The sequence below is a fragment of the Okeania sp. SIO2B3 genome (assembly GCF_010672525.1).
Classification (GTDB): domain Bacteria; phylum Cyanobacteriota; class Cyanobacteriia; order Cyanobacteriales; family Microcoleaceae; genus Okeania.
On the sequence record NZ_JAAHGH010000002.1, the window covers coordinates 359,434 to 364,507 of the forward strand.

A 5,074-nucleotide genomic window follows, 5' to 3' on the forward strand; every position below is an offset into this window, starting at 1 on the left:
TTAACTACCTACACTGATTTTTAGTGAGACTTTTATACTTTATTTAAAATTTAACTTTCTCTTCTTGATAACTAATACCAAATCTGGTTATTATAGACTGATTATAAGGTAAGGCATAACATAGATATCTATCACCAACTTTTCTAAATCGGATTTAGTATAAAGTATTCTCTCTTAGATAGCTAAAGCCTTTTTACTTCTTCCTTCTTACTTATAACAAAACATCATCGTCATTTTTAAGTAATTGAAAATTATCACTCATATTAACCAACTCATCTAAACAAGCAATCGTTACTATATCAACTATCAACTTAACTACCTACACTGATTTTTAGTGAGACTTTTATACTTTATTTAAAATTTAACTTTCTCTTCTTGATAACTAATACCAAATCTGGTTATTATAGACTGATTATAAGGTAAGGCATAACATAGATATCTATCACCAACTTTTCTAAATCGGATTTAGTATAAAGTATTCTCTCTTAGATAACTAAAACCTTCTTCCTTCTTACTTTTTCCTTCTTACTTCTTCCTTCTTACTTCTTCCTTCCTTATGAAAATATTAATAGTAGGTAACGGCGGTAGAGAACACGCGATCGCCTGGAAACTATCCCACTCTTCCCAAGTTCAACAAATATTTTGTACCCCAGGCAACGGCGGTACTGCCACTCTGCAAAAATGCCAAAATATACCCATCCCAGTTGAAGACTTCCCAGCCCTCAAACAACTTATTGCTGACCAAAATATTTCCCTAGTAGTCGTAGGCCCAGAAATTCCCTTAGCCCTGGGCATTACTGACTATCTACAACAACCAAACCTCAAAATATTTGGCCCCACCAAAGCAGGAGCCATCCTCGAAGCTAGTAAATCCTGGGCTAAAGATTTCATGGCCGAAGCAAATATTCCCACGGCCAAATCAGGCACTTTTACCAGCGCCGAAACGGCCAAAGCTTACATCAAAGAAGTTCCCATAGTAGTCAAAGCAGATGGTCTAGCTGCTGGAAAAGGAGTTACCGTAGCCACTACAATTGAAATGGCTCATCATGCCATAGATGCCATCTTCCAAGGAGAATTAGATCGAGATACCCAGTCTGTGGTAATCGAAGAATTTCTCACAGGTCAAGAAGTATCCGTTTTAGCCCTCACCGATGGATTAAGCATTCGTCCCCTATTACCAGCTCAAGACCATAAACAAGTGGGTGAAGGAGATACCGGACTCAACACTGGAGGTATGGGCGCTTATGCTACCACTCCCATCATTACACCGGAACTAATGACTAGAATTCAACAAGAAGTTCTAGAACCAACTTTGACTAATTTGCAAAAACGTGGTATTGACTATCGAGGCATTGTTTATGCTGGATTAATGATTAGTCCTCAAGGAGAGCCAAAAGTCTTAGAATTTAACTGTCGGTTCGGCGACCCAGAAACTCAACCTATTCTTTCTCTACTAGAAACTCCATTAGAAGAGTTATTGTTGGCCTGTTGTGAACAGCGTTTAGCTGAGTTGCCCCCGATAAATTGGAAACCAGGAGTAGCAGTGTGCGTAGTTTTAGCCTCTGGGGGTTATCCAGAAGCTTATGAGAAAGGTAAAGTAATTTCTGGAATAGAAAAAGCTGAAGCTACTGGGGTAACTATATTTCATGCTGGAACTAAATTACAGGAACAACAGTTAGTTACCTCTGGTGGCCGTGTATTGGGAGTAACAGCAATAGGGTCTGACTTTTCTGAAGCTAGGACAAAAGTTTACAATGCTGTAGATTCTATAGAGTTTGACCAAATGTATTATCGGCGGGATATTGGCGATCGGGTTTTTAGGTCTGTTTATTAATGGATAATTGATAATGGATAATTGATAATTACTTTGGATTTTAACCGTTACGGAATTGAATATAAGGAAATATTATTTCTTCTCTTGCTTGATTGAATATGGCTAGGAGAACCGCTCTTGACAGAACCCCTTCGCTGTTAGCGAAGCTTTGCGGTAGCAAACGCCATCCCACCCTACGGGAAACTGCGCTTTTTCCTACGGAATGCTGCGCAAACATGTCGGCGACAGCCGTTAGCGGAGCTTTGCGCTAGCAAAACGACCGCTTTTTTTCCCTTAAAAGGGGAAGCTTTAAACCATAATTATTTAATAACTAATAATTAATGATTCGGTAAATCAGGTACATCTCAATGCGTGAATAAAGCCAAAAATTTATCGCTTTTAGGCAACAGCTCATCTGAAAACAGGGAATAGCAAGTATATAGGAAAAAAGTATTTTTGCAAATATTTGAGATGTACCCAGCAAATCAAAATATAAATAAAATAAATCTCAGCTTTCAAGAATTCTTAGTTATCCTAATTAATAACATAGTCAAAAATGCCTACTGGTACTTAGACATTTTATGGTAGAAAAAACAGCTCAAAGTCAGTATACACAAGGGAATTACGTCGATGCCCTAAAAATGGCTAGAACCCTTGTTAATTCAGAATTTATACCTTTTTGACCTAAAAGCCTTTGCCCATCTAAATTTGAGTCTGTTTTCTGGTTTGATTTTGTTTAAGTCCCACTACTAAATTTTAACTTTTGACTTTTAACTTTTAACTTTTGACTTTATTTTGACTTTTAACTTTTGACTTTTGACTTAAACCCATGCTTGCCCTCCTAAAAAAAATCGGAGAAATTATCGCTAACTGGTGGTCTGAGTTTACTCTCCAGACCAAACTCATGGCAGTTGTCACCCTCATGGTGTCTTTGCTAATGAGTAGTTTTTCTTTTTGGGCGGTAAATACTATTCAACAGGATGCTCGTCTCAATGATACTCGCTATGGTCGAGACCTGGGACTATTATTAGCTGCAAATGTCGCTCCTCTAGTGGCAGAAGGCAAACGCAACGAAGTAGCTCGTTTTTCTCGACTTTTCTACAGCAGCACTTCTAGTGTACGTTATATGCTCTACGCGGATGAGGAAGGAAAAATTTTCCTTGGTCTGCCTTTCTCAGAATCAGAGGTAAAAACGTCCCTGACTTTACGCCGTCGCATTCAACTACCAGAAGATTTTATGGCCAATGTAGAGCCAGGAAATTTGTCTGTCCTACCGATGGTGCGACAACATTTAACTCCGAATGGAGAATTAACAGATGTTTTTGTGCCGTTAATTCAAGATGGTAAATATTTAGGAGTTTTGGCAATAGGAATTAATCCTAATCCTACTGCTGTTATTTCTTCAAATCTTACTAGAGATGTTACTTTGTCAGTGTTTGTTTCGATTTGGGCAATGGTAATTTTAGGGGCAGTATTTAATGCTTTGATTATTACTAAACCCGTTAAGGAATTATCAGAAGGTGTGAGAAATATTGCTCAGGGAAATTTTAAGCAAAGGATTGATTTACCATTTGGAGGAGAATTGGGGGAATTGATTTTTAGCTTTAATGAAATGGCAGAGCAGTTAGAAAATTATAAGAAGCAAAATATTGAAGAATTAAGAGCAGAAAAAGCTAAGTTGGAGACTTTGGTTTCGACTATTGCTGATGGTGCTTTATTGTTGGATGCTAATCTACAACTTATGTTGGTTAATTCTACTGCTAGGCGAATTTTTAGTTGGGAAGGAAAGGATGTTGTAGGTGCAAATGTTATTGATTATTTGCCTGCAGCTTTACAAATGGAAATTAGTAGACCGCTTTATCAAATAGCTGGAGGAGAGATAGAAGGTGGTGAATATTGCTGCACTTTGGATGAGCCAAATAAACGTACAATTAGAGTGTTATTAACAACGGTTTTGTTACATAGGGCACCAGGGAAAGAGTCTCTTTGTCAAAGTTGTATTTATGATGCAGATGATACTTGTAATTCTATTGAACGTCCTGAAGTTATTGAATGTACTCTTTATGAGCATAAATTAGAAAAAGGTTTAAATTCTCAGTACCGAGATAGTCTGAAAGGAATTGCGATGACTGTGCAGGATATTACTCGCGAAGTAGAGTTAAATGAGGCAAAAAGTCAGTTTATTAGTAATGTATCTCACGAGTTAAGAACTCCTCTTTTTAATATTAAATCTTTTATCGAAACTTTGTATGAATATGGGGAAGATTTAAGTGAAATAGAAAGAGGAGAATTTCTGGAAACTGCTAATCACGAAACAGACCGTTTGACTCGTTTGGTTAATGATGTTTTAGACCTGAGTCGTCTAGAATCTTGTCATATTTATCATCTAGATGCTGTTGATATTTCTCAACCTATAGAACAAACTTTAAGGACTTATCAACTTAATGCTAAAGATAAGGAAATAGAGTTAAATTATGAGATAGAATCTAACTTGCCTTCTGTAGTTGGTCATTACGATTTATTGTTACAAGTATTTGCTAATTTAGTGGGCAATGCTATGAAATTTACTGAAGCAGGGGGAAAAATAATTATTCGAGCATATATATTAGAATCTGACTCAGAAATTTGCAATATAGAAGCTCAACAAATTGAAGAGGGGGGATGGATAGTTTCTCCTCCTCCTCCTCGACCAATAGATTTACATTTACCCTCACAACCAAGTTGTCAAAAGTTTGTCAGAATTGAAATTTCAGATACAGGAAGTGGTATTGAACCTGAAGACCAAGAGGCTATTTTTGAGAGGTTTTTCCGAGTAGAAAATCGAGTTCATACTTTGGAAGGAACTGGTTTGGGTTTGTCTATTGTCAGGAATATTATGGATAAGCATCATAGTAAGGTTCAGTTAGTTAGTGAGTTAGGTGTGGGCACAACTTTCTGGTTTGATTTACCAGTTTTTGAGCAAAATATAGCATCAGAAGAAAGTCATTTATTAGATGTAACTCAACTGTAGAAGAAGGAAGAAGGAAGAAGTAAGAAGGAAGAAGGAAGAAGGAAAAATCTTATGTTTTCTGAGTTTTAAGCTTTGAATATGTCCTCATCTTTCCTTCGACTGCTATACCAGTTTTTGACTCAGATATAGTATCAGAAAAAAATTAATTATTTAGATGTAACTCAACTCCAGAATTGTCAGCATTCAGCCATCAGCTATCAGCTAGCCTCCTATGGTCGGAACTTTGTTAACAGCTATGAGTTGTTAGCTCA

Annotated in this window: 2 protein-coding genes; both read left to right on the top strand. The window is 36.9% G+C overall.

Features of this window, described 5'->3' with window-relative positions:
• The first annotated feature begins 556 nt into the window (after positions 1–556).
• Positions 557–1,834 carry a phosphoribosylamine--glycine ligase gene (gene purD / locus F6K15_RS02650; RefSeq protein WP_293056695.1) on the top strand — a complete coding sequence of 426 codons (1,278 nt, stop codon included), beginning with the start codon at positions 557–559 and terminating at the stop codon, positions 1,832–1,834.
• A gap of 808 nt (positions 1,835–2,642) precedes the next feature.
• Positions 2,643–4,823, top strand: a complete 2,181-nt coding sequence (locus tag F6K15_RS02655; protein WP_293056697.1) for an ATP-binding protein — start codon at positions 2,643–2,645, stop codon at positions 4,821–4,823.
• Positions 4,824–5,074: the final 251 nt, after the last annotated feature.